This is a genomic window from Fictibacillus sp. Mic-4 (assembly GCF_049843615.1).
In the GTDB taxonomy this organism is placed as follows: domain Bacteria; phylum Bacillota; class Bacilli; order Bacillales; family Fictibacillaceae; genus Fictibacillus_A; species Fictibacillus_A gelatini.
In genome coordinates, this window is record NZ_JBBHZM010000001.1 from 403,123 (window position 1) to 429,430 (window position 26,308).

The 26,308-nt window shown below is 40.5% G+C and carries 25 protein-coding genes; 23 read left to right on the forward strand and 2 right to left on the reverse strand.

Features of this window, described 5'->3' with window-relative positions:
• Positions 1-70: 70 nt before the first annotated feature.
• From miaB to hfq, 7 genes are all read left to right on the forward strand, one after another.
• Complete coding sequence (gene miaB / locus WD019_RS02050) at positions 71-1,594, forward strand: tRNA (N6-isopentenyl adenosine(37)-C2)-methylthiotransferase MiaB (RefSeq protein WP_035349707.1); 1,524 nt, start codon at positions 71-73, stop codon at positions 1,592-1,594.
• Entirely contained in the window at positions 1,591-2,028 is a 438-nt protein-coding gene (locus tag WD019_RS02055) for a RicAFT regulatory complex protein RicA family protein (protein WP_051291162.1), read from the forward strand. The genes miaB and WD019_RS02055 overlap by 4 nt, the downstream gene beginning before the upstream one ends.
• 189 nt (positions 2,029-2,217) lie before the next feature.
• Positions 2,218-2,790 (forward strand): outer spore coat protein CotE, encoded by a 573-nt coding sequence (locus WD019_RS02060; protein WP_026675800.1) that lies wholly within the window; start codon positions 2,218-2,220, stop codon positions 2,788-2,790.
• Between the two features lie 101 nt (positions 2,791-2,891).
• Entirely contained in the window at positions 2,892-5,459 is a 2,568-nt protein-coding gene (gene mutS / locus WD019_RS02065) for a DNA mismatch repair protein MutS (RefSeq protein ID WP_026675799.1), read from the forward strand.
• Positions 5,460-5,470: 11 nt separating this feature from the next.
• Positions 5,471-7,318, forward strand: coding sequence for a DNA mismatch repair endonuclease MutL (gene mutL / locus WD019_RS02070; protein ID WP_425710478.1), 1,848 nt, complete (start codon positions 5,471-5,473; stop codon positions 7,316-7,318).
• A gap of 101 nt (positions 7,319-7,419) precedes the next feature.
• The gene (gene miaA, locus WD019_RS02075) at positions 7,420-8,355 is read left to right on the forward strand and encodes a tRNA (adenosine(37)-N6)-dimethylallyltransferase MiaA (RefSeq protein WP_026675797.1); all 936 of its coding nucleotides are present in this window, start codon (positions 7,420-7,422) and stop codon (positions 8,353-8,355) included.
• A 38-nt stretch (positions 8,356-8,393) separates the two neighbouring features.
• A complete protein-coding gene (gene hfq / locus WD019_RS02080; RefSeq protein ID WP_026675796.1) occupies positions 8,394-8,624 on the forward strand; it encodes an RNA chaperone Hfq in 231 nt (76 codons plus the stop codon).
• 51 nt (positions 8,625-8,675) lie between these two features.
• On the opposite strand, the gene WD019_RS02085 is transcribed toward hfq, so the two are convergent.
• Complete coding sequence (locus tag WD019_RS02085) at positions 8,676-9,662, reverse strand: tyrosine-type recombinase/integrase (RefSeq protein WP_425710479.1); 987 nt, start codon at positions 9,660-9,662, stop codon at positions 8,676-8,678.
• Positions 9,663-9,767: 105 nt separating this feature from the next.
• Between WD019_RS02085 and WD019_RS02090 the strand changes: the two genes are divergently transcribed.
• The 6 genes from WD019_RS02090 (at position 9,768) to glnA (ending at position 15,952) form a co-directional block, all read left to right on the forward strand.
• Complete coding sequence (locus tag WD019_RS02090) at positions 9,768-10,337, forward strand: YhcN/YlaJ family sporulation lipoprotein (protein ID WP_425710480.1); 570 nt, start codon at positions 9,768-9,770, stop codon at positions 10,335-10,337.
• A gap of 204 nt (positions 10,338-10,541) precedes the next feature.
• Positions 10,542-11,459, forward strand: coding sequence for a stage V sporulation protein K (spoVK, locus tag WD019_RS02095; RefSeq protein ID WP_035349815.1), 918 nt, complete (start codon positions 10,542-10,544; stop codon positions 11,457-11,459).
• A gap of 81 nt (positions 11,460-11,540) precedes the next feature.
• Positions 11,541-12,773: a GTPase HflX gene (gene hflX, locus WD019_RS02100; protein WP_425710481.1), complete on the forward strand. Its 1,233-nt coding sequence runs from the start codon at positions 11,541-11,543 to the stop codon at positions 12,771-12,773.
• Between the two features lie 23 nt (positions 12,774-12,796).
• On the forward strand, positions 12,797-14,065 hold the full coding sequence (locus WD019_RS02105) for an aminotransferase class I/II-fold pyridoxal phosphate-dependent enzyme (RefSeq protein WP_425710482.1): 1,269 nt from the start codon (positions 12,797-12,799) through the stop codon (positions 14,063-14,065).
• Between the two features lie 116 nt (positions 14,066-14,181).
• Positions 14,182-14,583: a MerR family transcriptional regulator gene (locus WD019_RS02110; protein WP_026675790.1), complete on the forward strand. Its 402-nt coding sequence runs from the start codon at positions 14,182-14,184 to the stop codon at positions 14,581-14,583.
• 34 nt (positions 14,584-14,617) lie between these two features.
• On the forward strand, positions 14,618-15,952 hold the full coding sequence (gene glnA, locus WD019_RS02115) for a type I glutamate--ammonia ligase (protein WP_026675789.1): 1,335 nt from the start codon (positions 14,618-14,620) through the stop codon (positions 15,950-15,952).
• Positions 15,953-16,014: 62 nt separating this feature from the next.
• Here the strand turns inward: glnA and lexA are convergent, their stop codons facing one another.
• Entirely contained in the window at positions 16,015-16,635 is a 621-nt protein-coding gene (lexA, locus tag WD019_RS02120; protein WP_026675788.1) for a transcriptional repressor LexA, read from the reverse strand.
• A 156-nt stretch (positions 16,636-16,791) separates the two neighbouring features.
• Between lexA and yneA the strand changes: the two genes are divergently transcribed.
• From yneA to WD019_RS02170, 10 genes are all read left to right on the forward strand, one after another.
• Positions 16,792-17,076: a cell division suppressor protein YneA gene (yneA, locus tag WD019_RS02125; protein WP_026675787.1), complete on the forward strand. Its 285-nt coding sequence runs from the start codon at positions 16,792-16,794 to the stop codon at positions 17,074-17,076.
• 9 nt (positions 17,077-17,085) lie between these two features.
• On the forward strand, positions 17,086-17,742 hold the full coding sequence (locus tag WD019_RS02130) for a YneB family resolvase-like protein (protein WP_026675786.1): 657 nt from the start codon (positions 17,086-17,088) through the stop codon (positions 17,740-17,742).
• A gap of 47 nt (positions 17,743-17,789) precedes the next feature.
• On the forward strand, positions 17,790-18,029 hold the full coding sequence (locus tag WD019_RS02135) for a DUF896 domain-containing protein (protein ID WP_026675785.1): 240 nt from the start codon (positions 17,790-17,792) through the stop codon (positions 18,027-18,029).
• A gap of 131 nt (positions 18,030-18,160) precedes the next feature.
• Positions 18,161-18,445, forward strand: coding sequence for a HesB/YadR/YfhF family protein (locus tag WD019_RS02140; RefSeq protein WP_425710483.1), 285 nt, complete (start codon positions 18,161-18,163; stop codon positions 18,443-18,445).
• 156 nt (positions 18,446-18,601) lie between these two features.
• Positions 18,602-20,599 carry a transketolase gene (gene tkt, locus WD019_RS02145; RefSeq protein WP_425710484.1) on the forward strand — a complete coding sequence of 666 codons (1,998 nt, stop codon included), beginning with the start codon at positions 18,602-18,604 and terminating at the stop codon, positions 20,597-20,599.
• 134 nt (positions 20,600-20,733) lie between these two features.
• A complete protein-coding gene (gene sirA / locus WD019_RS02150) occupies positions 20,734-21,174 on the forward strand; it encodes a sporulation inhibitor of replication protein SirA (protein WP_425710485.1) in 441 nt (146 codons plus the stop codon).
• A gap of 80 nt (positions 21,175-21,254) precedes the next feature.
• Positions 21,255-21,467: a YneF family protein gene (locus tag WD019_RS02155; RefSeq protein ID WP_026675782.1), complete on the forward strand. Its 213-nt coding sequence runs from the start codon at positions 21,255-21,257 to the stop codon at positions 21,465-21,467.
• Positions 21,468-21,810: 343 nt separating this feature from the next.
• Positions 21,811-23,559: an ABC transporter transmembrane domain-containing protein gene (locus WD019_RS02160; protein ID WP_425710486.1), complete on the forward strand. Its 1,749-nt coding sequence runs from the start codon at positions 21,811-21,813 to the stop codon at positions 23,557-23,559.
• 2 nt (positions 23,560-23,561) lie between these two features.
• Positions 23,562-25,340, forward strand: a complete 1,779-nt coding sequence (locus WD019_RS02165; RefSeq protein WP_026677762.1) for an ABC transporter ATP-binding protein — start codon at positions 23,562-23,564, stop codon at positions 25,338-25,340.
• Positions 25,341-25,479: 139 nt separating this feature from the next.
• On the forward strand, positions 25,480-26,283 hold the full coding sequence (locus tag WD019_RS02170) for a M15 family metallopeptidase (protein WP_322786407.1): 804 nt from the start codon (positions 25,480-25,482) through the stop codon (positions 26,281-26,283).
• The last annotated feature ends 25 nt before the right edge of the window (positions 26,284-26,308 follow it).

Consider the following 26,308-nt stretch of genomic DNA (forward strand, 5'->3'; position numbering starts at 1 on the left):
AGGGTTGTTTTATTTCAAGCTATTTTCTGCTATAATAGTAAAGTTGACAATAGGTTACTTGCAAGGAGGTATGACAATGAGTGATAAAACAACTCCTGTTATAAATAAAAATGAAACGAAAGATTACTCACAATATTTTCAAACGACATACCAGCCTCCATCTTTAAAAGATGCCAAAAAACGCGGAAAAGAAGAAGTGAAGTTTTTAAAGGACTTCTCCATTCCCGAAGATATGAAATCAATCGGTGCTGGGAAAAAGTTTTATATTCGCACATATGGCTGCCAAATGAATGAACATGATACGGAAGTTATGGCGGGTATTTTAACCGAAATGGGCTATGAACCGACAACCGATGTTAAATGTGCCGACGTCATCCTTTTAAATACGTGCGCTATTCGAGAAAATGCGGAAAATAAAGTGTTTGGCGAGCTTGGCCATTTGAAACCGTTAAAGCTTGAAAAGCCAGATATTCTTCTCGGCGTGTGTGGCTGCATGTCGCAAGAAGAATCGGTCGTTAATAAAATTTTACAAAAACATCAACATGTCGATATGATTTTCGGCACACACAACATCCATCGCCTGCCGCAAATCATTAAAGAAGCAATGCTCGCCAAAGAGATGGTTGTTGAAGTCTGGTCGAAGGAAGGAGACATTGTTGAGAACCTTCCTCGTGTCCGAAAAGGAAATATTCAAGCCTGGGTGAACATTATGTACGGCTGTGATAAGTTTTGTACGTATTGCATCGTCCCATATACGCGCGGTAAAGAGCGAAGCCGCCGACCGGAGGATATTATTCAGGAAGTTCGCCATCTTGCAGCCCAGGGCTATCAAGAAATTACCCTGCTCGGACAAAACGTCAATGCATATGGCAAAGATTTGGAAGATATCGAGTATGGTCTTGGCGACTTAATGGATGAAATCCGCAAAATCGATATTCCGAGAATCCGTTTTACAACGAGCCATCCACGTGATTTTGATGATCGCCTGATCGAAGTGCTCGCAAAAGGCGGAAACCTTGTCGAACATATTCATTTGCCTGTTCAGTCCGGAAATAATGATATTTTGAAAATAATGGCTCGCAAATACACGCGTGAGCACTATCTTGAGCTCGTCCGTAAAATTAAAAAAGCGATTCCGAATGTCGTCTTAACGACGGATATTATCGTTGGCTATCCAAATGAAACAGAAGAGCAATTCCAGGATACGTTATCATTAGTGAAAGAAGTAGAATACGACTCTGCCTATACGTTTATCTATTCACCTAGAGAAGGGACACCTGCGGCAAAAATGAACGATAATGTACCGCTTGAAGTAAAACGGGATCGCCTTGCTCGCTTAAACAATGTATTAAATGAAATTTCACTGCGAAAAAATCTTGCTTACAAAGATAAAGTCGTTGAAGTACTTGTTGAAGGCGAAAGTAAAAAAAATCCTGATGTTCTCTCCGGCCATACGACGGGTAATAAACTTGTTAACTTTAAAGGGCCAAAATCGTTAATTGGAAAAATCGTAAAAGTGAAGATAACAGATCCGAAAACGTGGACGTTAAATGGAGAATTGGTTGAAGAAACTCTAGGAGTGATTGGCGGATGACGTATACGAGAAAAGAGATTTTAGATAAAACGGAAGAACTTGCAAAGATGATTGCCAATACAGAAGAGGTTGCCTTTTTCAAACGGGCGGAAGAGCAAATTAATGAAAACAAAAAAGTAGCCGCATTGATGGGCAAAATTAAAAACTTGCAAAAAGAAGCCGTTAATCTAAGGCATTATGGCAAACATGAGGCGTTAAAAGAAACAGAAGCGAAAATTGATCAATTAATGAAGGAACTTGACGATATTCCGATTGTCCAGGAATTTAAGCAATCCCAGCTTGAAGTGAACGACATTTTGCAAATGGTTTCTCATACGATCACAAATACGGTAACAGAGGAAATTATTGTTTCTACTGGCGGGGATGTCCTCGCAGGAACGACCGGATCGGCTACTTTTCCCGGCAGCTGTCCTACCGATGGCTGTGAACGCTAAAAAGGCGCTTTATGCGTCTTTTTTTACATATTGAATAAAAAAATAGTAATCCCTCTATAAAAATTGGTCACCATTTTATCCAATTACATAAACTGTAGTAATGAGTTTATGAAATGCACTTTTTTAGGCACAATCATTATTTGCCCTGCATAGGATGAAATGAAGATTGGAAGAGGAGGGATTAAGTCTATGTCAAACATAGATCATGGTCTTAATTACAGAGAGATTATTTGTAAGGCTGTTTGTGGAAAAGGGCGAAAATTCTCTCAAGCGACACATACGATTGCACCGCCTCACAAACCTACCAGCATATTAGGTTGCTGGATTATTAATCATCAGTATAAGGCGAAAAAAATCGATGATACGGTCGAAGTGGAAGGACAGTATGACATTAACGTATGGTATTCTCACCATAACAATACGAAAACAGAAGTTGTAACGGACACTGTAAAATATAAAGATGTCGTTGTACTTTCTGTAAAAGATGAAAATGCAGTCGGGGAAGATTATGAGGTAGTTGCCCGTGCCATTCAACAACCGAATACATTAGAGGCGACCATTTCGCCAAACGGGAATAAAATTATTGTACAGGTCGAACGTGAATTTATTTGTGAAATTATTGGTGAAACGAAAGTATGCGTTTATGTGAATCCAGAAGGTTGTGTTGAAGCGGAAGAGGAAAAAGATTGGGAGTATGAAGTGGAAGATGAGGATTTTGAAGATTTAGATCCTAACTTCCTAATTGGAGAACTGGAAGAATAATCAACAAGGAAGAAACCTTTTCTTCCTTGTTTTTTCTTTAAGTTAAAAATGGCTGTGTTATAATGAATAATTGAAGTAGAATAAAGAGGTTAGGTGGAAACATGGCACAATACACACCAATGATTCAACAATATTTATCAGTGAAGGCAGCCCATCAAGATGCCTTTTTATTTTTTCGCTTAGGCGATTTTTATGAAATGTTTTTTGAGGATGCCATTAAAGCTTCACAAATACTTGAAATTACGTTAACAAGCAGGGACGGCGGAGATGGCGGGAGAATTCCGATGTGCGGAGTTCCTCATCATTCAGCCGCAAATTATATAAAGCGTCTCGTCGAAGAAGGGCATAAAGTAGCCATTTGCGAACAGACGGAAGATCCAAAAGCGACAAAAGGGGTTGTGAAACGAGAAGTCGTTCAAATTATCACCCCGGGAACAGTTATGGAAAATAGTCTGTTAAACGAAACCGAAAATAATTATATTGCAGCAGCGGATGCTAGAGATAACAAATTTGCGATTCTTTTATGCGATTTATCAACCGGTGAAATGAAAGGGTACATATTAAGCGGCGACACGTCCCAATTGATGCAGGAATTATATACGCATCATGCAAAGGAAGTACTGTTGTCTAAACCGTTATTTGACGAGATGGGTCCCGCGTTAAAACAGCAGTATGGCATTATCTCTTCTCAGATAGAAGAAGCAACCATTCCGGATCCTTTTGCTAAGCTTGTACAAGAAGTTGGCGATCCGTTGTTACTAAAAGCGTGCGGACGACTGTTCCATTATTTCATTCACACACAAAAACGGTCACTGGACCATCTTCAACCCGTTGTCGTCCAACAAATGGAAGAGTATATGAAACTTGATGGTTTTTCAAAACGGAATCTTGAATTAGTTGAAACCATCCGTTCAAAAGGAAAGAAAGGCTCGTTATTGTGGCTGCTTGATAAAACGGTAACCGCGATGGGCGGACGCCGGTTGAAACAATGGATTGAACAACCGCTTCTCGTCCCTGAATTGATTGAGAGACGATTAAATGTAGTGGAAGAATTACTGAACGAACTGTTTATTCGCCAGGAATTAAGGGAACAGTTAAAAAACGTTTACGATATGGAACGGCTTTCCGGCAAAGTTTCATTCGGCAACGTAACGGCAAGAGACTTGATTCAACTTAAATTATCTCTCCAGAGCGTACCGGCTATCCGTTCTCTCGTCGCTCAATTAAATGATCCGTACTCAAAAAGGCTAGCGGAAGAAATGGATCCACACGAGGAGCTGTGCGAGTTTCTTGAAAAGGCGATTCATGATGACCCGCCACTTTCGATTAAAGATGGAGGGATTATTAAAGATGGCTATCATAAGGAACTTGACCAGTATCGGGATGCTTCAATAAATGGAAAGACGTGGATTGCAAAACTGGAACAAAGAGAACGAAATGAAACGGGAATTCGCTCTCTGAAAGTCGGTTATAATAAAATTTTCGGCTACTTTATTGAAGTGACGAAAGCGAATCTATCATCTGTTCCGGAAGGCCGTTATGAAAGGAAGCAAACATTGGCAAATGCCGAACGGTTCGTTACACCGGAATTGAAGGAAAAAGAAAAACTTATCGTGGAAGCTGAAGAAAAAATTGTTGATCTTGAATATGAACTTTTCCTTTCTGTTCGCGAACAAGTAAAAAGCTATATTGCAAGTTTGCAATTGCTTGCAAAACAGCTTAGCGAGCTTGACGTGCTTCAAAGCTTTGCGACGATCAGTGAGGAACAGCATTACACAAAACCAGTCATCTCAAAAAATAAGACGATTCGCATTAAAGGCGGCCGCCATCCTGTTGTCGAGAAAGTAATGAATGCACAGGAATATGTAGCCAACGATATTTTCATGAATGAAAAAAGAAACATGCTTCTAATTACCGGGCCGAACATGGCAGGTAAAAGTACGTATATGAGGCAATTAGCTTTAACGGCGGTTATGATGCAAATCGGTTGCTTTGTCCCTGCAGATGAAGCGGAATTGCCGCTCTTTGATCAAATTTTTACGAGAATCGGTGCCGCTGATGATCTTGTTGGCGGTCAGAGCACGTTTATGGTTGAAATGCTTGAGACGAACTATGCCTTGAACAAAGCGACCGAAAATAGTTTAATATTGCTTGATGAAATAGGCAGGGGTACATCTACCTATGATGGGATGGCACTTGCCCAATCCATCATTGAATACATTCATGATCATATTGGAGCAAAAACATTATTCTCCACACATTATCACGAATTGACGGTGCTGGAAAAAGAGTTAAAAACGTTGAAAAATGTATTTGTCTCTGCGGTTGAAGAGGACGGGAAACTCGTATTTCTTCATAAAGTGATCGATGGACAGGCTGATAAAAGCTTCGGGATTCATGTCGCACAGCTTGCGGATATGCCGGATACGGTTATTGAACGGGCGAAAAGCATCTTAAATGAGTTAGAAGCGGGTTCTATCACCCAATCAGCAGCTGAAACAAAGAAGGAAGAGCCGGCTCAACTTTCCTTATTTGAAGAAGAGGAAGTTCCAAAAAGGAGAAAAAGAGATTCCGAAGTCATTTCTCTTTTAAAAAATATGAATATCCTTGAAATGACTCCTCTTGCTGCATTAAATGCATTATATGAATTGCAAAAGAAAGTAAAATAGGAAGTGGTCAAGTGGGAAAAATTGTCCAGTTGGATGATCTCCTTTCTAACAAAATCGCGGCAGGTGAAGTCGTTGAACGGCCGGCATCGGTGGTTAAAGAGCTTGTCGAAAATTCAATTGATGCGAATTCAACAAGAATTGAAATTGAACTTGTAGAAGGCGGGCTTTCATCTATTCGCGTTATTGATAACGGAGACGGTATCGAAGCCGATGATGTCAGGCTTGCCTTTAGCCGTCATGCAACGAGTAAAATAAAAAATGAACATGATTTATTCCAGATTCGGACGATGGGATTTAGAGGGGAAGCTCTTCCGAGTATCGCTTCCGTTTCTCATGTAGAAATGAAAACATGCACAGGGGATGGACCAGGATGCGCCGTAAAAATAATAAACGGTGAAATTGACTCGATTTCTCAGGCAAAAGCTCGAAAAGGAACAGACATTACCGTCAGCAACTTGTTTTATAATACTCCGGCACGTTTAAAGCATATGAAAACGGTAAACACTGAACTTGGCAACATTACTGACGCCGTCAACCGCCTGGCACTTGCGAATCCCGACATTTCGTTTCGATTGAAACATAATGATAAAGAGATGCTTTCAACAAGCGGGAACGGTCAGCTGCTTCACGTGATTGCCGCCGTGTATGGAATGGGAATCGCGAAAAATATGATACCGTTTCAAGCACAATCGCTTGATTATGAAATTCGCGGATTTATTGGAAAGCCAGAATTGAACAGAGCGTCAAGAAATTATATTTCGTTGTTTATGAATGGAAGATATATTAAAAATTATGTGGTGCAAAAAGCCGTTTTAAATGCGTATCATACGTTTCTGCCAATTGGTAGATTTCCTGTTGTTATTTTATCAATCACGATGGATCCAACCATTATTGACATAAATGTTCATCCTTCAAAGCTAGAAGCGAGATTAAGCAAGGAGCCCGAACTTTGCCAGTTAGTTCAAGACGCCATCAGAAACACGATTCGAAAGCAAACATTAATTCCAGAGCCGCTAAAGCCGAAAAAGAAAACCGCTTTTTCGGAACAGCCGTCCTTCCATTTCGAACACAATCTTGGTCCGGCTAAAGAACAAGAGTTTCGTCCAACTGAAAATAAAGAAGCCCGGGCGGAGACTAAGAGCAAAGTTGCCTATCCGCCTTCACCGCCAAAATGGGAAGAAAAAGTAATTGAAACACCAGCGGAAGAGATGAGAGAAGAAGAAATTATCGTAAATAACGAATGGCCGGATGAAAATGAGCTGGAAAATAAACAGCCGAAAATTCCGCCGATGTATCCAATCGGACAAATGCACGGAACGTATATATGCGCACAAAATGAGCATGGCCTCTATTTAATTGATCAACATGCTGCCCAGGAACGCATGAAATACGAATTTTTTAAAGAAAAAGTTGGCAAGGTCGCATCTGAATTACAAACATTAATGGTTCCTTACACTTTTCAATTTACGAACAAAGAATGTATGATTATAAACGACCATATTGAAATGCTTCAGGAAGTTGGCGTGTTTCTTGAACCGTTTGGCCAAAATACGTTTATTGTAAGAGAACATCCTCAATGGTTTCCGAAAGGATTTGAAAAAGAAACGATGGAGGAAATTATTCAGCAAGTGATTGATGATAAAAGGGCGGATATAAAAAAATTGAGGGAAAAAGCGGCCATTATGATGTCATGCAAAGGATCGATTAAAGCCAATCGCCATTTGCGAAATGATGAGATATTTCAATTGCTCGAAGATCTTAGAAACACATCCGATCCGTTTACTTGCCCGCATGGAAGGCCGATCATCATTCATTTTTCTACTTATGAACTGGAAAAAATGTTCAAGCGGGTGCAATAAAAAATGGCTAAAGCTAACTCGACGTCCGAAGACTAGATCCCGAAACCGTCGAATGGGCGACATATTTTCATAAATTAAAAAGAAAATGCAAGGGAGTAACGATGAAAGAAAAACTTGTCGTAATTGTTGGTCCAACTGCCGTCGGGAAAACGAAGATGAGCGTTGAACTTGCAAAAGCGTTAAATGGTGAAATTATAAGCGGTGATTCAATGCAAATTTATCGCGGGATGGATATTGGCACTGCGAAAATTACCCATGAAGAAATGCAAGGCATCCCTCATTATTTAATTGATATAAAAGATCCGACAGAACCTTTTTCCGTGGCGGAATTTCAGGAACGTTCGCGAAAGCTTATCAACGAAATTAACAAAAGGGGAAAGGTTCCGATTATTGTAGGGGGCACGGGGCTGTACATCCGCTCAGTGACCCATCACTATGAATTTTCATCAGCTGGATATGATGAAAACTATCGTGCCGAGCTTGAAGCTTATGCTAAAGAGCATGGCGCTGATAAATTGCATGAGCGGCTGAAAAACATTGATCCTGAGAGCGGTAAACGAATCCATCCAAATAATATAAGACGGGTCATTCGTGCACTCGAAATTCATCATGTGACCGGAAATACGATGACCGAAAAGTTAAATGCCCAAGAAACGGAACATGTATATGACGATTGCATCATCGGTTTAACGATGGAACGAGAGCTGTTATATGAAAGAATCAATAAACGGGTGGATGAAATGATCCGGCTCGGTTTAGTGGATGAAGCAAAACGCCTTTATGATAGAGGCGTCCAAAATTGCCAGTCTGTGCAAGCTATTGGCTATAAGGAGATTTATTCCTATTTAAAAGGAGAGGTTACGCTCGAGACAGCGATCGAACTTTTAAAAAGAAACTCCCGGCGCTATGCCAAACGACAATTCACGTGGTTTAAAAATCAAATGGATGTAAAATGGTTTGATATGACGGACTTGAAATTTTACGAAAAATTTAAGGAAATCCGTCATTACATAGAAGGGAAATTGAATCTATTGTAGAATGAATAAGGGGAATGCCTAAAGAGGAGGACGTTTATATGAAGCAACCAATCAATATCCAGGATCAATATTTGAATCAACTCCGTCGGGAAAATATTTATGTAACGGTATATTTATTAAATGGATTTCAATTAAAAGGCTTGGTAAAAGGGTTCGATAATTTTACGGTTATCCTTGAGTCTGAAGGAAAGCAACATTTAATATATAAGCATGCGATCTCAACATTTACACCACACCGCCCTGTCGAATTACCTGCTGAAAACCAATGAGAATGCGTAACCTGCATACGCCAGACTGAAGAAACCCGGAGTAATCAATGATTACTCCGGGTTTCTTATATTTTTTTCAAGATAGTTAATATAACGGTTCAGGCTTAATGGCGTTTTAAAGCCAAATTGCTTTTGCACTTTTTCCACATTTTCCTCCTGCTTAAGCAGTCGAAGAATGCAAGTTCGTCTCATATGTTGAGCACTGATCCCTTTCCGTAAATTCGCGCGGGCAACTTCAAGGCGGATCATTTTTTGCACTGCTATTTCGGTTAATGGCTTCGGAGATTCCAACTTATAATCCCAACGAAATGTCCCCCTTTGAAAATCGAATGCCACAAATAATGGATCGTTCGTATACAGTCTCGGCCGAACCGACTCTGGAATGGTCTCATAATACGAAAAAAGCAATGTTTGATCACTTCGGTTTAAATAAATCGGACGGGACACGCTCGTCTCAGAATGAACGTTTATTCGTCCAGAAGTCAGAGCGACTTGTTTCATCGTTATCGATACAAGTTCTTGCAATGTTAAGCCATAATGGTATAGCAAAGTAAAAATTGCCTTATTCCGGTCAATGAGAAGATAACGGTATTTCAGCTGATTTTCGGTTAAATCGTCCAATGAGGCGAGTGTTTGTACTAACTTTTCGGCCTCTTCTTCTGTCATAAAATCCGTTTCACAAAACGGTGCCTCATCATCAAATTCTAGATGTAGTTGATCAACAGGATTTGAAGAAAGATTTCCTTTCATCATTTCAAAACGAATGAACTGTTTCAAAACGGTCATAATTCTTTTTAATGTTTTTGGAGAATATTTTCGTTGTTCTGATAAAAAGTGGAAATAAGAAAGGTAATCTTCAATTGTCAATGATTGAAACATGTCGTATGTATCTGCATTTTTTTTCACTTTCATCCATGCAAAAAAATCGTTTAAATCGTAAAAATAGCGTTTGACCGTACTTTCTTGTCTTCCTTTTCGAATCAATTGCTCTAAATAATCGCGTGCGTATATGGGGAGTGTATTAATAAGCTGATTCATACGTCCCTCCACGTGTCCTTTTAACCCATTATAACGCTTTTTTTACAAAAATGAATAATTCCATTTTGATGTTAAAAACTAATATAAGAAAGTGAGGGTTTCCATATGCGAAAAGCAGTCATTGTATTAGGTATTTTTCTTACCATTTCGGCCTGCAGCACGAAAAATAATGCGGGAAGTGAAACAAGGACAAATGATAATGAGCCGAATAAAGTGAGCTCCATTGAACATCACACGCCGAATACGAAAGAAAAAAGCTATGAGGTTGAAAACGCAAAGCAAATTGTCGCTCTTGCAAAGACGGTTGACGGTGTAAAAAATGCACATGTTATCGTAAGCGGCATCTATACAGCAGTCGGTATTGAGCCTACAAGAGCATTGACGAAAAATGAAGATGAACGGCTTCGTCAAAATGTTTACGATGCGATTAGAACGGATTCTCACGGAAGAAATGCCGCGATTACAACAAACCCTGAATATGTCAAAAAAATCAATGAACTTGGCATTATAGCGATGAAAGGGCACAATCAACAATTAAAGCATACTATTTTCGATGAACTCGGAACTTTAATCGGAAAAATCCCGCCACTGCCGAACCAGGCAAAAACGACAAAACCAAAAGACATTCATTTAAACCGCAAACAGGAAAGACAAGGAAGAAATTTATATGACTAAATCCGTTAAAAGCTATTCATATTTGCATGAATAGCTTTTTTCTCTATTTCGGAAACGGGCTTTTGCTGATTCCTGCGAAATAAATAAAGACGAGCGGAATACATTAGTAAAGATACTTGAACTTAGGCATTTGTCACAAGTTTTAGAGTCATGCGTATAATGAAGTCAGATAGATAAAGAGAGGTGTTTCTCTTGCATGATTCAATGACAGTTAAAAACAAAACGCAAATTAATATCGTATTGAACCAGCAAAAGGAAAAGTTGAAGACGGAAAGTGCTTTATTTGTAAAAGAAGAAAAGCTTGATAAACATTTGCCTCTAAAGAAAGTGGAAAAAGAATTAAGCGCACTTGTTGGCATGGAAGAGTTAAAGCAAATAGTGAAAGAGATTTATGCATGGCTGTATGTCAATAAATGCAGAGAAGAACAAAATTTAAAAGTCGAGAAACAAGTGCTTCATATGATGTTCAAAGGAAATCCGGGAACGGGAAAAACGACTGTAGCAAGGCTGTTAGGCCACTTGTTTTACGAGATGAATGTCTTGTCAAAAGGGCATCTAATTGAAGCGGAAAGGGCGGATCTGGTTGGCGAATATATTGGCCATACCGCGCAAAAAACACGTGACCTGATCAAAAGGGCGATCGGCGGAATTCTTTTTATTGATGAAGCGTATTCTCTTGCCCGTGGCGGTGAAAAAGATTTCGGCAAGGAAGCGATCGATACGCTTGTAAAGGCGATGGAAGATCAGCAACATGACTTTATTTTAATACTTGCGGGCTATTCGAATGAAATGGACAAATTTCTCCGCTTAAACCCGGGCTTGCCATCAAGATTTCCCATTAAAATCACCTTTCCGGATTATAAAGTGGATGAATTAATGGAAATCGCCCGAAAAATGATAACTGAACGCCAATACATGTTTACGAAGGAATCCGAATGGAAACTCCGCCAGCATCTTCAAAAAATATGCGCCAATCCTGAAAAATCGTTTAGTAACGGCCGCTATATCCGCAATGTGATTGAAAAGGCGGTCAGAAAACAATCCGTCAGGCTTCTGCGTGAAGATCGGAACGACCGAAAAGCGTTAATGACGATCGAAGCGGATGACCTTCAGGTAGAATAGCGGGAATAGATTTGATAAAATGAAGACAGGAAAGGCGGTATTAATCATTTATCAGGTAGACTCTAAAGGCAGGTTAGTTTATTGAAAGAAATCACGCAAGGATCACGGGAAAAAGCGATTCTCGTTGGCTGCCAGTTGGTCGGGCAATCCGACGAGCGCTTTTTTTATTCGATGGAAGAATTAAAATCGTTGTTAGACACTGCAAAAGGATTATCAGTTGCTGAGGTTACACAAAAACGCGAGCGCGTGTGTGCTTCCACGTTTATCGGAAAAGGTAAAATTGAAGAAATAAAAGCCCTAGAAATTGAACTTGAAGCCGATGTCATCATTTTTAATGACGAGCTTACTCCGGCGCAAAATCGTAATCTAAGCCGTTTTTTTGAGGCAAAAGTGATTGATCGAACCCAATTAATATTAGATATTTTTGCCCAAAGAGCCAGGTCAAAGGAAGGTAAGCTCCAGGTCGAGCTCGCTCAATTGCAATACTTATTGCCGCGCCTTGGCGGCATGGGAATCGCCCTTTCAAGGCTCGGCGGAGGAATTGGAACGAGAGGGCCAGGTGAAACGAAGCTTGAAAAAGACAGAAGGCATATCCGTTCACGCATCAATGATATTAAAAGTCAGCTTAAGAACATTGTCCAGCACCGCGAGCGTTACAGGGAGCGAAGGAAAGAAAATTATTGTTTTCAAATCGCTCTCGTAGGCTATACAAATGCTGGGAAATCAACGATATTTAACCGGTTAACGGAGGCGGATAGCTTTGAGGAGAATCAGCTGTTTGCCACATTAGACCCGCTAACAAGACAATTAAAATTGCCGAAAGGGCTTAACGTGCTCATGACGGATACGGTTGGATTTATCCAGGATTTGCCGACTTCGCTTATCGCGGCTTTCCGATCAACATTAGAAGAGGTAGCTGAGGCGGATCTGCTCGTTCATGTTATCGACGGTTCCCACGAAGATCACGCCGAACACGAAGCGACAGTGCTTTCGATTTTAAGTGAGTTAGGGGCTTCGAACGTCCCTGTTTTAACGGTTTATAATAAAAAGGACCGTTTTCCAGAATCGTTTACCCCGATTACTACATCCATTTCGATTTCTGCATTTGATCAAAAGGATATCAATCGATTAAAAGAGGAAATGGAAAAAGAAGTCGTTAAGCAATTAAATTATTATCATATTGAAGTTCCGGCAAGTGATGGCAAGAAGCTTTCTATTCTAAAGAAGCATACTATTCTCATCGAGCGAAATTTCAACGATGAAAAACAAGTTTATGAATGCAAAGGATATGCCCATCCATTTTTAAACCTTTAAAAAAGTAAGATAAGGAGCAGGAGATGTACTCATTATTTTCGAATGGCGAAAGATTAAAACCACTTGTAGAAAAAATCGAATGTAAGATTATCGAAAAACATAAAGAAATTGACAAAGTTTCAGAATTTAATCAATTGAAGGTACTTAAAAGCTTTCGTAAACATAAAGTGAGCGACTATCATTTTAACCTTTCTACGGGCTATGGATATGACGATGCGGGCAGAGATACGCTTGACGCGATATATGCTGATGTTTTTGGCGGGGAAGCGGGGCTCGTCAGACCGCAATTGATTAACGGCACACATGCGATTTCAACCGCTTTATTTGGCGTTTTAAAGCCTGGAGATGAATTGCTATATATAACTGGCAAACCGTATGATACGCTAGAAGAAATTATCGGAATCCGTGGCGATGGATCTTGTTCATTAAAAGAATACAACATTTCTTATAACCAGGTTGATTTACTTCCTGATGGATCTGTTGATTTGGGAAAGATATCCCAAGCCATTAACAAGAATACTCGTATGATCGGCATCCAGCGATCAAAAGGGTATGCTGACAGGCCTTCTTTTACGATTGCTGAAATCGAGCAAATGATCCGTTTCGTAAAAGAAATTAAACCCGATGTTGTGGTGTTTGTTGACAATTGTTACGGCGAGTTTGTCGAAGAAATGGAGCCATGCAACATTGGAGCGGATTTAATGGCCGGCTCGCTTATTAAAAATCCCGGTGGAGGGCTTGCCAAAACAGGTGGATACATTGTTGGAAAGAAAGAACTGATTGAAAGATGTTCTTATCGGCTGACAACCCCTGGCATTGGAGCGGAAGCGGGAGCCTCCCTATACAGTTTATTGGAAATGTATCAAGGCTTTTTCCTCGCCCCTCACGTGACGGCACAGGCGGTAAAAGGGGCTGTCTTTACGGCCGCTTTTTTGGAGGAAATCGGGCTTACGACTAATCCGTCATGGGATGCGAAAAGAACGGACTTAATTCAAGCTGTTTCGTTTCATGACCGAGAGCGAATGATCGCTTTCTGTCAGGCGCTCCAAACCGTTTCCCCGGTAAATAGTCATGCTATTCCAACTCCGGGTTATATGCCGGGGTATGAAGATGATGTCATTATGGCAGCGGGGACGTTTATCCAGGGAGCCAGCATTGAGCTTACCGCGGATGGTCCAATCAGGCCGCCGTATATAGCATATGTCCAGGGCGGTTTAACCTATGAACATGTAAAAATCGGCATTTTAACGGCTGTCGATCATTTATTAGAGAAAAAGTTAATTGATTTTTAAAAAGAAGACCCGGTCTTCTTTTTTTTTGAAAAAATCATGTTAAAAAACATAACATTTAATTGACATGTGAGCTTTTATGACATAAGATAAAAATAAGTTGAAAGGAGGAATTGATCGTGAATGACAATACAAGAAGAAATATGCCTTTATTTCCAATCAGTATTGTAATGAAATTGACAGAGCTTTCAGCACGTCAAATTCGCTACTATGAAGAACATGATCTCATCCATCCGGCACGTACGGAAGGAAATCGCCGCTTATTTTCTTTCAACGATGTTGATAAATTGCTTGAAATTAAAGCTTTGCTAGAACAGGGTGTAAACCTGGCGGGGATTAAGAGAGTGTTCGAATTAAACGAACAGGCGGTCAATATCCTACAAGCAGGGCACCAGATGCAGGCGAAAAAAGAGGTTTCCGATTCGGCGATTCATCGCCGCTTAAAGCGTGAGTTGATGCATGCGGGCCGTTTCGGAAAAACGTCCCTTATTCAAGGGGAGTTATCACGATTTTTTCATTAATTCATTTTTGATCATTTAGAGGAGGAGAACGACGTTGGCTAAGTATACGAAAGAAGACATCATGCGAATTGCTGAGGAGGAACATGTTCGTTTTATCCGTTTGCAATTCACCGATTTACTAGGAGTTATTAAAAATGTTGAAATTCCAATTGGACAATTGAAAAAAGCATTGGATAACAAAATGATGTTTGATGGGTCTTCAATTGAAGGTTTCGTTCGCATTGAAGAGTCCGATATGTATTTGTATCCGGATTTAGATACATGGGTTGTTTTTCCTTGGACTGCCGAAAAAGGAAAAGTGGCGCGCCTTATTTGCGATATTTACAACCCGGATGGAACTCCTTTTGAAGGTGACCCGCGCGGCATTTTAAAACGTGTTCTTAAAGAAATGGAAGAGCTTGGATTTACTGATTTTAATATCGGACCTGAGCCAGAGTTTTTCCTTTTCAAAAATGATGAGCATGGCGAACCAACGCTAGAATTAAATGATAAAGGCGGCTATTTCGACCTTGCCCCAACAGATCTTGGCGAAAATTGCCGGCGTGATATCGTTCTTGAATTAGAAGATATGGGCTTTGAAATTGAGGCTTCCCACCACGAGGTAGCTCCAGGGCAGCACGAAATTGATTTTAAATATGCAGATGCCGTATCGACTTGTGATAACATTCAAACCTTTAAGCTTGTCGTTAAAACGATTGCTCGCAAACACGGATTGCATGCGACGTTCATGGCAAAACCATTGTTCGGTGTGAATGGTTCCGGTATGCACTGCAACATGTCATTATTTAAAAATGGCGAAAATGCATTTTACGATCCATCTTCAGATACTGGTTTAAGCGAAACGGCGATGCAATTCCTTGCCGGCGTTTTAAAACACGCCCAAGATTTCACGGCAATTACGAATCCGACAGTAAACTCGTATAAGCGTTTAGTGCCTGGTTATGAAGCTCCGTGTTACGTCGCCTGGTCCATGCGCAACAGAAGCCCTCTTGTCCGTATTCCGGCTTCACGCGGCTTAAGCACACGTATCGAAGTGCGCAGCCCGGACCCGACGGCAAACCCTTACCTTGCGATGGCTGTCCTTCTTGCAGCCGGCCTTGATGGCATTAAAAACAAGTTGAAAGCTCCAAAACCAGTTGACCGCAATATTTATGTGATGGATAAAGAAGAGCGTGAAGAAGAAGGAATTTTAGATCTTCCAGCAACGTTAAAAGAAGCGCTTGACCGCCTGTTGAAAAACGAAGTGCTTGTCAAAGCATTGAGCGACCATGCTGTGAGCCACTTTGCTGAAGCAAAAGAAATTGAATGGGATATGTTCAGAACGCAAGTCCATCCTTGGGAGCGCGAACAATATTTATCGATGTATTAAACATTGAAAAAAAACCCCGCACATTAAAAAGTGCGGGGATTTTTGCTGTTATGTATGCTTGTTTATTGAATGGTGCGATAGACGCCGATAACTTTGCCGAGAATCGTGCATTGTTTCAATATAATTGGAGCGAGCGCAGAGTTTTCAGGTTGCAGGCGGATATGGTCTTTTTCTTTGAAAAAGCGTTTAACCGTCGCTTCATCGTCTTCCGTCATCGCAACGATAATATCCCCATTTTCAGCGGTTGGCTGTTGTTTGACGACAACGAGATCTTTATCGAAGATTCCGGCTTCGATCATGCTATCCCCTTGAACGACAAGCATGAATACATTATTATCTCCGACAACATGTTCCGGCAAGGTAAAAAATTCTTCAACGTTTTCCACAGCCGTAATCGGAGTTCCGGCGGTAACTTTACCGATGACAGGAATATTGACCGTACGGTATTTTGGAACTGGATCATTGTTATTTTCCCCTAAAATTTCAATCGCTCTCGGCTTCGTTGGATCTCTGCGGATGAGCCCTTTTTTCTCGAGTCTTGAAAGGTGCCCATGAACTGTAGAGCTTGATGCAAGCCCGACAGCTTCTCCGATTTCACGAACGGATGGCGGATATCCCTTTTTTTGAACTTCTTGCTTAATAAATTCCAGTATATCGAGCTGCCTTTTTGTTAATTTATTCATTTTTTTCCACCTCTTTTTACAGAATCATCTTACAAAAAGTATAACATGAACGTTCGTTTTCCACAAACATAAGTTCGAAAAAAAAACGTTGACTAGAACGGATGTTCTTTTTATAATATAAACAAGAACAAATATTCGGTTTAGGGGTGGTTATTAATGCAACGTAAAGGATTATCTTATATTATAGTATTGGTAGCGCTTGTATTCGGTTTCTTCCTTACCTTTGTCCACCATTCGCTTGCTGAAGATCGGCAGCATTACATACAAGTTACTGTCCATAAAGGGGATTCATTGTGGAAGCTTGCCGAAAATTTTAAAGCAAAACATCATTTATCCAATGAGGAGTTTATTCACTGGGTGGAGGAGAGAAACGGTATTTATGCCGGGAATATTATTCCAGGACAGAAAATTACGATACCGGTGAAAACAACAAAAGATTAGGTGGCTATTATGAAAGCTGTTATTTATTGCAGAGTTAGTACGGAAAAAGAGTCGCAATATTCCTCTTTAGAGCGGCAAAAAGAAGAGCTGATGGCCGTTGCCCATCAATACTCGATGGACGTTGTGCGGACCATTGAAGAGCAGGCGAGCGGTTACGACCTTGATCGCGATGGAATTTTCGACATTATGGAAATGGCGAAAAATAAACGGTTTGATACACTGCTCGTTATTGATGACACGAGGCTTGGAAGAGGGAATGCGAAAATAGCGCTTCTTCATCAATTGCTGAAATATAACATTAAAATTTTCACGTTTCACGGTGAATATAAGCTGCAAGAGGCGGAATCGATGGTTCTTGAGATTGTCGGGGTGGTCGAGGAGTATCAACGGAAGTTGCACAATTTGAAGATCAAGCGTGGAATGCAAAAAGCGATTAAAAATGGGTACAACCCTGAGCTCAATTTAAAAAATAGACAGAACGGCGGAAGGGAGCGAAAGGAACTCCCCATCAATGAGATCATCAGATTGCGCCGAATGAATTTAACCTTCAAGGAGATTGCGACAACACTAAAAGGCCTGGGATATGAAGCATCAAAAGCGACCGTGCACCGGCGGTATATCGAGTATATCGAGAGCAATGATTCTAAGGCTAGAAATTCTCCTTAATTTCCGTTAATATAGTAGTAATTTAAATAGAGTAAGGAGTTAATTGCATGCTATCACCTGAGAAGATTGAACGGATTAATTATCTTTCTAAAAAATCAAAAAGAGAAGGACTATCAATAGAAGAAGCGAAAGAACAAAAACAACTTCGGGAAGAGTATTTAAAGAATGTACGCCGTTCTTTTGAAAACAAGTTGCATTCGATAAAAATCGTTGATCCAGAGGGCAATGATGTTACCCCAGAGAAGCTAAAAGAAAGCCAGAAAAGCAAAAAGAATTTGAAGCAGTAAAAACATCAGCTAATCTTTTATGGGAAAAAGAGCCTGATTTGTATTTTTTGCAAATTAGGCTCTTTTTATTGTTGCAAATTTTCAAAAATAAGATATACTGTTATACAACAAGTTGAAAAGGGGAGAGAGAAATGACATTTTCGATGACGGAGTCTGTTATAAAACTATATAAAGAAATTGAGTTAAATGCAGGGGAAGCGCTCCGGTTGTTTGTCAGGTATGCAGGCGGTACGAATAATGGCGGCTTTTCTCTTGGTGTTAGCCCTGATGAGCCCAGGGAAGGGGATTATGTGCAAGAAATGAACGGATTGCGTTTTATTGTACGACCTGATGATCAATGGCTTATAAATAATATGAAGCTCGATTACGACGATAAAAACGATCAATTTATATGCGAAATTCCAGCATTGGGTTAATTGGAAAAGCTGTATTATAACAAAAAATGTTATAATACAGCTTTTTTAGTAATGTAAAATGTTAAATTTGGAAAGCTAAAATGGACAAATGTGCTTGAGAAAAATGCACTTTATGTATATAGTAAATCGTGAATACATAATTGGAGGGATAAAGGAGTGGCAACACAATCAATTGATCAATTAGCGATTAACACGATTCGTACATTGTCAATCGACAGTATTGAAAAAGCAAATTCCGGTCATCCGGGAATGCCTATGGGTGCTGCACCGATGGCATACAGTTTATGGACGAAGTTCATGAATCATAATCCGGCTGATCCGAAATGGTTCAATCGTGATCGTTTCGTTTTATCAGCAGGACACGGATCAATGCTTCTTTATAGTTTATTGCATTTATCCGGATATGATGTCTCAATGGATGATTTAAAAAGTTTTCGTCAATGGGGCAGTAAAACACCGGGGCATCCCGAGTACGGCCATACACCGGGTGTTGACGCAACGACAGGCCCATTAGGACAGGGGATTGCGATGGCAGTAGGGATGGCGATGGCAGAAAGACACCTTGCTGCAACGTACAATAAAGAAGGGTTTGAAGTCGTCGACCATTTCACGTACTCCATTTGTGGTGATGGGGACTTAATGGAGGGTGTGGCAAGTGAAGCTGCATCACTAGCCGGCCATTTGCGTCTTGGAAAACTCGTTGTACTTTACGATTCAAACGATATTTCACTTGACGGTGATCTCCATCTTTCGTTCTCTGAAAGTGTACAAGAACGTTTTAAAGCATACGGCTGGCAAGTGTTATATGTCGAAGATGGGACAAATCTTGAAGAAATTGAAAAAGCATTGCACGCTGCCAAAGAGGATACAACCCGTCCGACATTAATTGAAGTGAAAACGGTGATCGGCTATGGTTCGCCGAATAAATCTGGAAAATCCGCTTCCCACGGAGCCCCTCTTGGCCCTGATGAAGTAAAGTTAACGAAGAACGCGTACGATTGGGTATTTGAGGAAGATTTTTATGTTCCTGATGAAGTGAGGGAACATTTTAATCAGCTTAAACGAGCGGGAGAGCAAAAACAACAAGAATGGAACTCGTTATTTTCAAAATATGAAGAAAAATATCCTGAGCTTGCCAAAGAGCTCACATTAGCGATTAATGGGAAATTGCCTGAAAACTGGAATCAACATCTTCCAGAGTTTAACAAAGCGATTGCGACAAGATCGTCTTCAGGAAAAGCGTTAAATGCCCTGGCGAAAAATGTTCCATGGCTGTTTGGCGGTTCTGCCGACCTTGCGGGATCGAACAAAACCCTTTTAGAAGGTGAGCGTAACTTTGGCCGCGATGATTACTCCGGTCGAAACATCTGGTTCGGCGTGAGAGAATTTGCTATGGGTGCCGCGGTAAACGGTATGGCGCTTCATGGCGGGTTAAAAGTATTTGGCGCAACTTTCTTCGTGTTCTCTGATTATCTTCGTCCGGCCATTCGTCTTGCGGCCTTAATGAAACTTCCGGTTATTTATGTGTTTACACATGATAGCATTGCAGTTGGTGAAGACGGGCCTACACATGAGCCGATCGAGCAATTGGCTTCATTACGGGCAATGCCCGGACTTTCCGTTATTCGCCCGGCCGACGGTTATGAATCAAATGCTGCATGGGAAGCCGCTCTGGAAAGCAAAGATACACCAACGGCGCTTGTTTTATCAAGACAAGATTTACCGATATTGGAAGGCTCAAAAGAGCTTGCTGCTGAAGGTGTAAGACGCGGCGCTTATGTCCTTTCACCTGCCGAAGGAACTGCAGATGTCTTGCTACTTGCCTCAGGATCTGAAGTGAGTCTTGCGGTTAAAGCGCAAAAACAATTGAAAAATGAAGGAATTGAGGCTTCAGTTATTTCTATGCCTTCATGGGATCGCTTTGAAGCGCAATCCGCAGAATATAAAGAAAGTGTCTTGCCATCTAATGTAAAAGCTCGCCTCGGCATAGAAGTAGGCGCATCGCTTGGATGGCATAAATATGTAGGAAGCGAAGGTGACACCTTAACTATTGATCAATTCGGTGCCTCTGCTCCTGGTAATCGCATTATGGAAGAGTACGGTTTTACTGTGGAAAATGTGATTGCTAAAGTAAAAGCATTATTAAACAAATAGTAAGCGCAAAACCCGGGGAATATGAACCCCGGGTTTTTTTCGACAAAAAAAGTGAAGTCTTGCTCCAGTATAAGACATAAATTTTAGTAGAAATCATATATACTACTGTAAAAAGATGGACGGGAGGAGCGGCTTTGAGGGAGTACTATATTTATAAAATCAATGAAGAAGTAGCCAGTGAATTTTTCAGTAAAGAAGGCAAACTTTTTCACCTTTTTCTAGAAGAATATAAAACGTTTTCAGCAAAGAAAGAGATCCTTCTTAAGCAAATCCATTACATAACGTCTTCTATTTCGTGTGACAGCCTTGAAGCTTTTCTTATTATGATGTTGAAATCGACGGAAGGCTTTACGTTTGAAAATCACTCGTTTTTACTTGAATGTGAGAAAAGTTCCGCTCGTTTGCATTTATCGAAACATTATTTAGTCCTTCAAAGTGCCGGCAATTATGAAGCGGAAACGATTTTTTTTGAAATGCTTAGAAAATATGAACGATGCTTTTTTGCGATGGAATTTGATTATTATCGATACGGTTGGCTGAATCCGCTCAGAGTAACTTCCGTATATGGATCATAAATATTTTCTTGACCTTCTTGTCTACGGCTGTCCTTTTATAGTAAACTGTTTTTAGACAACATGAAGGAGGAAATTTTTATATGTTTTATTGGATTCTTGGGATCATTGTGGCACTAATTGCCGGGGTTGCCCTTGGCTTTTTTATTGCCCGCAAATATATGATGAATTACCTGCAAAAAAATCCACCAATTAATGAAAATATGCTGAGAGTTATGATGATGCAAATGGGACAAAAACCGTCGCAAAAAAAGATCAATCAAATGATGCAGGCGATGCAAAAGCAAATGAAATAGGTGGACAAGCACTCATACGTATGTGTTGAGTGCTTTTTATATATCAAAGGATGATTACATAGGAATGAATTGCCAAACGTTGTTTCAATTGAGGAGTTGTTAACCGGAAGTTTTTCAATTGTCAATGTTTGCTTACGGAAGGGTTTGAACGAAAGCCACTTTAAAAAGACTTTCGTTTTTTTAATAGCTCAAAATTTTTAACTCTTTATGAAATTTTTTTTTTTTGATAAAATTAAAGGTGCGCTATTAGAAACGATCAAATCTCGGAAGGGGACAGAAAGATTTAAAGAAGTTGGCCCTTAAGAAAAGGGAATGGATTCTAGCAAGATTAGGGGGGGCAAAAGTGAAAGTTTTTATTGATTTAATGTGGTATTTCAAAATGGAGTGGAGGCGGTATTTAACCGGCATTCTCCTATTAGCGATTGTATCGTTTTGTTTGCAAGTTCCTCCGAAAATCGTCGGGTTTACAGTTGACCATATCAATAAAGGAACGTTATCAAAACAATTGCTTGTTACTTATATTAGCGTATTAGCTGCTCTTGCGCTATTGATGTATGTGCTTCGCTTCTTTTGGCGGGTGATGATTTATGGCTCATCTACGAAACTTGCTTTGCTTCTTAGAAACCGATTGTATGATCATTTCACGAACATGTCGCCAAAATTTTATCAAAAGAGAAGAATCGGAGATTTAATGGCGCATTCGACGAATGATCTTCAGGCAATTGAAATGACAGCCGGGGAAGGGATTTTAACACTTGTTGATTCACTTCTGCTTGGCGGAATGACACTCATTACGATGTTTGCGACGATCAGTTGGAAGCTGACGTTAATCAGCCTTCTTCCCATGCCGATGATGGCATGGCTGACGAGCAAATATGGTTCCATGCTGCATCAACAGTTTCATAAAGCACAAGAAGCTTTCTCAATGATGAACGATAAAGTGCAAGAAAGCATTTCGGGCGTCCGTGTCATCAAAGCGTTCGGGCAAGAAGAGGAAGATGTAGATGAATTTAAGGAACTTTCTAAAGATGTCGTACGGAAAAACGTAAAAGTGGCGAAAATTGATGCTCTGTTTGATCCGACGATTTTTATTATTGTCGGTCTCTCATTCTTTCTTTCCGTCGCGTTCGGCTCTTATTTCGTCGTACAAGGAGAACTTTCGATCGGCCAGGTCGTTTCCTTTACTACATATCTTGGCCTCTTAATTTGGCCGATGCTCGCGTTTGGATGGCTTTTTAACATTGTCGAGCGGGGGAGGGCTTCGTATGATCGGGTGTCAGCATTATTAAAAGTCGACGAGAGCATCAAAGAAGATGAGACTGGACTTAAGATTGTACCTTCTGGTTCTATCCGATTCCAGCTAGAGCATTTTTCGTATGATCAAACTGCGCAAAGCACATTAGAGAACATCTGTTTTGAACTTGAAAAAGGAAAAACGCTCGGGATCGTCGGGAAAACCGGGAGTGGGAAAACGACGTTATGCAAACTTTTGCTGCGGGAATTTGAGGTGAAAAACGGACAAATTTATTTGGACGAAAAAGATATCAATCGTTTTGCGCTTCATTCGTTAAGAGAATCTATTGGCTATGTACCGCAAGACCACTTTTTGTTTTCTGCTACGATTTTAGAAAATATTGCGTTTGGAAAGTATAACGCGTCCTTTAAAGAAATAAAAGCAGCTGCAAAAGCAGCGGCTATTCATGATGACATCGTTCAGTTTAAAGACGGATATGAAACAATGGTCGGAGAGCGGGGGGTTACGTTATCCGGCGGGCAAAAACAGCGGATATCGATTGCGCGGGCATTATTATTGGACCGTGAGATTTTAATTTTGGATGATTCCTTATCTGCTGTCGATGCAAGAACGGAAGAACGAATAGTAGAAAATTTAAAAGAGAAACGTAAAGGGAAAACGACGATTATTACCGCCCACCGGTTATCAAGCATCGATCACGCTGATTTAATTATCGTTCTTGACAATGGAAAGATCATTCAGATGGGCACCCACGAAACTTTAATTAATGAGGATGGCTGGTATAAAGATACATATAACCGCCAGGCACTTGAATCGTTAATTTCACAGGGAGGATAACGATGGACGAATTGCAGAAAATGAAACAATGGCAAGTTTTCAAAAGGCTGCTTCGTTTAATGAAACCGCATAAAAAAACATTGATACTCGCTTTTTCAATCTTAATTGTCGCGACGGTTGCCGATTTATTAGGACCGATCATCATCAAAAAGTTCATTGATGACTACTTAACACCCCGGCATTTTTATACCCGTGCAATTACCGCTCTTGCCTTGATGTATATCGTGCTGACCATGATTTCTGCGGCAATGCACTATTTGCAGGTTGTTTTGTTTCAAAAAACAGCGCTGGAAATTATCCAAACATTGCGAATCGATGTGTTTTCGAAAGTCCATTCGCTCGGGCTGAAGTTTTTTGACCGAACACCTGTCGGAGGCCTTATTTCACGCATTACGAATGACACCGAGGCAATTAAAGATTTATATGTCAGTGTTTTATCAACATTTGTACAAAATATGGTGTTTTTAATTGGCGTATTTGCCGCCATGTTTTATTTAAATGTGAATCTCGGGCTATTTTGCCTTGTCATTATCCCGATGATTGCTGCGGTTATGTGGCTCTACCGACGCTATAGCTCCCGTTCGTTTTTCAATATGAGGGAGAAATTAAGCGAGCTTAATGCAAAGTTAAATGAGTCGCTTCAGGGTATGGCGATCATCCAGGCGTTTAACCAGCAAAAGCGGCTAAAAAAGGAATTTGCCAACATCAACCAGGCGCATAATGCGGCATGGATGAAAAATATTAAATACAATGGACTTTTGCTACGTCCTGCAGTTGACCTCATCTATATGTTTGCTCTAATTATGGTGCTTTCCTTTTTCGGTATTCAGTCGTTTTCTAATCCTGTTGAAATTGGTGTCCTTTATGCATTTGTCAACTACATTGAACGTTTCTTTGAACCGATCAATACGATGACACAGCGTCTCTCTATGTTCCAACAGGCGATTATTGCAGCGGGCAGGGTGTTTCAGCTGCTTGATGAAACGGAGCTTGCTCCTGGAACAAAGGGAGAGGGGAAACCGGAAATTACGGAAGGAAAGATCGAATTTAAAAATGTTACCTTCTCGTATGATGGAAAACAGGACGTGCTGAAAAATATCTCATTTACAGCAAACCCGGGTGAAACGGTTGCGCTTGTCGGACATACAGGAAGCGGAAAAAGTTCAATCACCAATCTTTTGATGCGCTTTTATGATTTCACACAAGGAGAAATTTTCATTGATTCAGTTCCGATACAAAACTATACGAATGAAGAATTGCGTCGGAAAATGGGCCTTGTCCTGCAAGATCCGTTCATCTTTGCCTGCGATATCAAGAAAAATATTCGGCTACACAATCATTTGATAACTGATGATGAGGTAAAAGAAGCGGCAGCTTTCGTCCAGGCCGATTCGTTCATCGAAGAACTTCCTGGCGGATATGATCACGAGTTAGGAGAAAGGGGAAGTACTTTTTCAAGCGGCCAGCGGCAGCTGCTCTCCTTTGCTCGAACGATTGTTTGTAATCCGAAAATTTTGATCCTTGATGAAGCAACGGCAAACATTGATACACAAACCGAAGAAGCGATACAAACGGCCCTTGGGAAAATGCGTGCTGGACGGACGACAATTGCGATTGCTCACCGGCTATCGACCATTCAAGATGCGGATCAAATTCTTGTTCTGCACAAAGGAGAAATTGTTGAACGCGGTACACACCAGGAGCTATTGCTAAAAAAAGGACTGTACCACAAAATGTATCTCCTTCAACACGGGAATGAACAAACCGCGGATGTTGGCTAATCCTCTGAAATTTCTGGCTCATTTATTCAAAATTCGCCTATGGCCGGGTTTTCTTTTTGTTTTAGCAAAATTAGTTGACATTTTCATTGAATAAATTAAGATAGAAAAGCGAGTATTTTTGTAAACAAAGGATTTGATCATGATGAAAATAACAACATGTGCGATCTTGCTTTCTTCTATCGTAACATTATCTGGCTGCTCCATTACGAATGGATTTGATAAAGAAAAAAATGAAAATCATGCGCAGCACACGGCTCAAAAACATACGAAAAATAACAAATCCGACAACCGATCTACAAGTAACACACAGGGAGAGAAGCCATCGATTAAAGGAACGACAAAAGTAGGTCCTGATGGAAAAACGATTGTAACCAATCCCGACGATATCCTTGTCGTGGCGAATAAAAAAAGAAATCTGCCTTCTGATTATGCGCCAAAAGATCTTGTAATCCCGAAAATTCCATGGCCATTTAAAGAAAATATAGAGAAAAAGCACTTGCGTAAAGAAGCGGCAGCTGCGGTCGAAAAACTTTTTCATAAGGCAAAAGCCGACGGGATGGATCTCTATGGTCAATCTGGCTATCGCTCGTATGCAAGACAGGTGTCCATTTTCGCATTTAATTCTAAACAAAAGGGAGAAGAAAAGGCGAATCAAGTGAGCGCCATCCCTGGCCAGAGCGAGCACCAGACAGGACTTGCATTAGATGTGACTTGCCCTGAAGTTAATTTTGACTTAAATGAACAATTCGGAGAAACGAAAGAAGGAAAGTGGCTGAAACAAAATGCTGCGGATTTCGGTTTTATTATTCGCTATCCGAAAGGAAAAGAGAAGATTACCGGTTATCAATATGAACCGTGGCATATCCGGTACGTAGGAGTGAAGGTTGCGAAAGAAATCGCGGCAAAAAACGAGACGCTTGAAGAATATTTTGGCCTCAACTAAGCGAAAACTGCCAATGTAAGGCAGT